Below are 3804 nucleotides of genomic sequence, written 5' to 3'. Positions count from 1 at the left end.
GGTGTTATAGGTTTCACGGCTTCTACGACGCTTTCTGCAAACACGACGCTAACTGTCAAATATGAAAATGGATGGAGTAAAAATGTAAACTACTCGGCAAATTACTCCGGTCTGCAATTTGATGCAGATGCAAAGGTCAATGCCTGGGCAAAGGGATCTCTTCCTCTTACCCTTTCGGCATACGTTTACTATGTTGCGGGCCCATTCGTGCAGTTCGTCCCATGGCTGAAGGGCGAGACTAACGCCTCTGCCGGTAGCTCTACCCAGGTTGGATACAAAGTAACGGCCGGCTTCGACGTCAATGGCGGAGTACACATGGCGGGCTGGCTCAAGGACCTTTGTGACGGTGTCCCGAGTGTAAGCTATACTTTCTGGAACAAGAGCTGGACAATCGCTAACTCGACACTCACTTTCTAGAGCAATATGACCGTCAAATATTAACAGGGCTCTTTGTCAAGATTGGGATTTCTTATGAATCGCCTGCTGTAGAGATACTGTAAGAATTGACCGATTCCCAGAGATATTGTTTAACGTTGCGCTTCAAGCTCCTTAGATCCAAGAAGCACAAATTGCAATGCTATTTGCTGGATGCAGAATTCGCAAAGTAGATGATTTTGACTTTTCGGCGAAAGATATCCGTGTTGCACAGGAGCAGATCTAGTCTTGCTTAAGGTGACTTGTCCGTGGATGGATGGCAACGTGCGATGCTGTCGAAGTCATAGGGAATTCGTTGAAAAAGAGTATTCTAGCTGATGTAATCAGTATCTAATTTTTTGTTAGGCAGTTATCGAGAGGGTCCGTTCTGAGAAGACAATTACTAAGGGATGCAAGGAGGAAGGAATACCAGATCATCGTCGATTGCAGTATTGAAGCAGGAAGAGCAACCAGCGCTGTTTATACGAGCCTGGACGAATGTTCAGGATCTTCCCACTATAATAGGAAGGTACTACGGAGAGATAGCGGCCTATTCTGGGTAAAACGAAGGGATTTCCGGCAGGGATTCCTCCTGTAGCTTATCACAACATGGATATGGAGAACCTTGAAGTGGAGATTGGATTTCCCATCTCCGCTGATCTTCCGGGAAGAGGAGATACCATTAGGGGATCGATTCCGGGAGGTCTATACGTTTGCTCAGCTTACACGGGACCTTGCAAATGCAGGGTAAATACGGTGAAATGGCCGAGTGGATAGGCACGAACGGATTTGCACCAACAGGTAGTGTCTATGAGAATTATTACAACGGGCCCGAGTTCCCGGAGAGTAAGTATTGACGAAGATTTCGATGCATGTAAGAAGACCTGAGTGAGCATCGGTCTTAGAAGACTTCCTGGATGAGAATGAAGCAGACCTAGATTCAGTATAGTTCTGCAGATTGCCTATGGAAATACTTAAATGAGAATCGGATAGTTAGTTAACAGAGGCCTCTTTCAGGGCCTCTGTTCTTGTTCTTGTCAACTGATTTTGCTCCAGTAGGAGCTCAACCCATTGCTAGTTAAGGATTGCCTTTTTCGAGAATTGGTTACACAAATTTCGGCTTGAAGATCTATGAGGAGGATCATAGAAAGCTAATGTTCTCTGAATCTTTCTACTTGCAGAATTCTTACGCAAGAGAGCAAGAGAAACTGGCTAATGACTTTGCATGAGATTATTCTTTGGTTTGAGATATACAGTATGGGATGAATTAGCTAGATACGTGCCAATCCGTAGGCCTAGAAATAGCAGAATCGTAGAGATTCTTAGGGGTTCGACTCGATAACGTTTGACTCGTCGAGATATTCTCTGAAAGCTTTTGAAGAGGTGTTTGCGTCAGTAAGGTTGATCAGGGCGATTACCATTGTCATCACCGCTATCGCCAAACCAATCGTAAAGACTATCAAGACTGTTTTATAAAACCTGTCCCGTCTCATCTTACGCATCTCGCTCCTTCGAACATTAGTATACCATGCTTAATTGAGAGATGCATCTGTAATTAACTATCAGTTAGTGTGTAAATCTATTCCTGAAAGGAAGTTTAGTGTTGAATTACTATGTGAACTTAAATAATAGATATACAAAGGAATTATATGAAATCGAACCGTTTTTTGGAAAGTCTTGGGAAGAAGAATGTTGCGAATGCTCCTCGCAGTGATATGGAGAACATAGTTGCCGGTACATTGGAGCAAATCGAAAGGTGATACTCTTGATTATTCTTTGTCAGCCAACTTGCCCAGATTCTCATCGAAACTGTAGAAGCTTTCATCCCAGAAATCTATCGGGCAGATCTCATCTTCGGACTCAAATCTGTTTCCTGAACCGACAACGGTCCCGTTGAATTCATCGCCGCCGCATTCACACTCCGTGCATCGATTCAAATAGAGGTCGAGACCATGCCAAATATTCCCGAAGAAGATGTTGTTCTCCAACCTGGTTTCGGAAGATGAGTTGATCAAGATACCGTTTTCGATGTTCTCCGTGACTACGTTTTCAGATAGAGATCCCGTAGCATTACCACCAAGTGAAACCCCTACTGTATTTCTCTTGAAAGTGCATCCTGTGATCTTGTACTTCAGGTCGTTTGTCAGGCTTATTCCAACTCCGTTCCTTTCGAAGACGCAGTTTTCGGCAATCAGGGTGGCGTTACCGTACGCGTAGATTCCGGCCAGTCTGGTTTCAATATACTCCTCGTTATCCATGCCGTCATAGCAGGTGATGTGTGAATCGAGAACCTCTAGAGTCATCCCTGTGCCGCTGAAAGAGATTCCAAAGCGGCCGCCCGCTATGAAGGCGTCTTCTATCTGGCCGGAGGACCTGGAGACGTTTATGCTGCGCCGCTGGCGATGACAGTCACGCTTCTTATCGAGAAGTTCTTGGCACCTCTTACGAAGATCCCGAGATCCTTTCCTTCTTCGGGCATTATTGTTACTTCGTCTCTTGAGGAGCCCTCTAGCTTTATCTCTTTGCTGATTGAAAGGCTCTCCTTGTATGTTCCCGGAAGTATTCTTATTGTATCGCCGGGATTTGCAGCATCGATAGCTGCCTGAATGCTCTTATACTGGCCGTCAGGTTCCCCGACAATTAGAACTCCGACATTCTCTTGTGCCAGGCCTGTCGGAACAATTACAAGTATAGATAAAAGCATAAAGAAAAGCATTTTCATAAACGCACCCCCATTCCTTTCCTACCATTAGTTTATCTTAATTTGGTTCAAGTATTCGATGGTTTTCACTATCGGGTCATTACAGATAACCATATAGCCGAGGTTTTGCCAATGATTTGACTCGCTTTCTTAAATTGTCTAGTTTACATCTCGTGACTGTTCTATTTGGAATGGTGCTAAAATCACTTGTTGTAAGGAAAATTCGTGGTCCGTTGTGGTTTTTCATGAGTTCTCAGAGGCCAAGTGAAAGCTGGAGGCGAGAAAATGAAGCGGATCATACTGATTACGTCTTCTATGGCGATTCTACTGATGCTTCTTTCGGGATGCTTTTTCATTGATCCAATGGTAAAAGTTACAAAGCTTGTTAGCGATTTCAAGAAGTATTGGGAAGATGAAAATGCAGTCGGTCTTGCAGGATTATATACAGATCCTGCGCTAATAAACACGGCAATGAAATCTTATTCACAGATCAAAGACGCTTATTCAAGCAGATTCGAAGGAAGAGATGTTATCTTCTTCAACAGGGGAGACGTCGAAGTGGACTTCAACGTTGGAGCAACAGAAGCGACAGTAGAATTCAGCGCCGTAATAGACTGGACGTCAGGTCCCGGTGATGATCGTATTTATTCCTGGACGGTAAAAAAATTATCCGGCAACTGGTTCATCTC

5 protein-coding genes and 1 pseudogene are annotated in these 3804 nt (G+C 44.2%); 3 read left to right on the top strand and 3 right to left on the bottom strand.

Annotated features, from left to right (window positions below; translation table 11 throughout):
• Together BG32_RS03980 and BG32_RS15500 are read left to right on the top strand one after the other, a co-directional pair.
• Positions 1-417, top strand: a pseudogene (locus BG32_RS03980) (hypothetical protein); the annotation flags it as partial.
• Between the two features lie 710 nt (positions 418-1127).
• Positions 1128-1271 (top strand): hypothetical protein, encoded by a 144-nt coding sequence (locus tag BG32_RS15500; protein ID WP_006489873.1) that lies wholly within the window; start codon positions 1128-1130, stop codon positions 1269-1271.
• Between the two features lie 465 nt (positions 1272-1736).
• Here the strand turns inward: BG32_RS15500 and BG32_RS03975 are convergent, their stop codons facing one another.
• The 3 genes from BG32_RS03975 to BG32_RS16180 form a co-directional block, all read right to left on the bottom strand.
• A complete protein-coding gene (locus BG32_RS03975) occupies positions 1737-1916 on the bottom strand; it encodes a hypothetical protein (RefSeq protein WP_014731793.1) in 180 nt (59 codons plus the stop codon).
• 267 nt (positions 1917-2183) lie between these two features.
• The gene (locus tag BG32_RS16185; protein WP_409072645.1) at positions 2184-2717 is read right to left on the bottom strand and encodes a right-handed parallel beta-helix repeat-containing protein; all 534 of its coding nucleotides are present in this window, start codon (positions 2715-2717) and stop codon (positions 2184-2186) included.
• Between the two features lie 80 nt (positions 2718-2797).
• A complete protein-coding gene (locus BG32_RS16180; protein ID WP_259459496.1) occupies positions 2798-3136 on the bottom strand; it encodes a hypothetical protein in 339 nt (112 codons plus the stop codon).
• Between the two features lie 264 nt (positions 3137-3400).
• Between BG32_RS16180 and BG32_RS03965 the strand changes: the two genes are divergently transcribed.
• Positions 3401-3804: hypothetical protein (locus tag BG32_RS03965; RefSeq protein ID WP_121526421.1), on the top strand; the 404-nt coding region annotated here is incomplete at its 3' end.

Source organism: Mesotoga sp. HF07.pep.5.2.highcov, from assembly GCF_003666285.1.
Taxonomy (GTDB): Bacteria; Thermotogota; Thermotogae; order Petrotogales; family Kosmotogaceae; genus Mesotoga; species Mesotoga prima.
Note: the sequence above shows the minus strand (reverse complement) of the source record. Positions and strands in the feature narration are given on the sequence as shown.

Bases quoted from the DNA above. Each gene is read 5' to 3' on its own strand.
- BG32_RS03975 (WP_014731793.1), bottom strand. From the start codon at position 1,916: ATGCGTAAGATGAGACGGGACAGGTTTTATAAAACAGTCTTGATAGTC.
- BG32_RS16185 (WP_409072645.1), bottom strand. From the start codon at position 2,717: ATGACTCTAGAGGTTCTCGATTCACACATCACCTGCTATGACGGCATG.
- BG32_RS16180 (WP_259459496.1), bottom strand. From the start codon at position 3,136: ATGAAAATGCTTTTCTTTATGCTTTTATCTATACTTGTAATTGTTCCG.